This window comes from Pseudomonas sp. IT-P294, assembly GCF_949767865.1.
Lineage (GTDB): Bacteria > Pseudomonadota > Gammaproteobacteria > Pseudomonadales > Pseudomonadaceae > Aquipseudomonas.
This window is the reverse complement of record NZ_CATKQW010000036.1, coordinates 1-546: the sequence shown is the minus strand read 5'-3', so window position 1 is coordinate 546 and position 546 is coordinate 1. Positions and strand designations below refer to the sequence as shown.

Below are 546 nucleotides of genomic sequence, written 5' to 3'. Positions count from 1 at the left end.
GTCAACGACGCGACCAACCTGATCACCCTGAACAACACCGGGATCGTCGACCTGGCCGGCAACGCTGGCTCAGGTACCACCGATTCCAACAATTATGTGATCGACAGCCTGCGCCCGACCGCCACCATCGTGGTGGCCGACAGCACGCTGAGCGCGGGGGAAACCTCGCTGGTGACCATCACCTTCAGCGAAGCGGTGACCGGGTTCGACAACAGTGATTTGAGTGTGCCGAATGGGACATTGAGCGCGGTCAGCAGCAGTGATGGCGGTATTACCTGGACCGCGACCTTCACGCCGACGGTCGGCGTCAGGGACACCAGCAACCTCATCACCCTGAACAACACCGGCGTGGCCGACATTGCCGGCAACGCCGGCAGCGGCACCACCAACTCGGCCAACTTCACCATTGATACCGTGCTGCCGACCGCCACTATCGTGGTTGCCGACAATGCGCTGAACATCGGTGAAACGTCCCTCGTGACCATTACGTTCTCCGAGGCCGTGACCGGTTTCACCAACGCCGACCTGACCATCGCCAACGGTACG

At 61.5% G+C, this 546-nt stretch carries 1 protein-coding gene; it reads left to right on the top strand.

The features are described from left to right. Positions 1–546 (top strand): Ig-like domain-containing protein (locus ACM6I0_RS22735; RefSeq protein WP_414923346.1); only part of this gene is annotated, 546 nt, incomplete at both ends.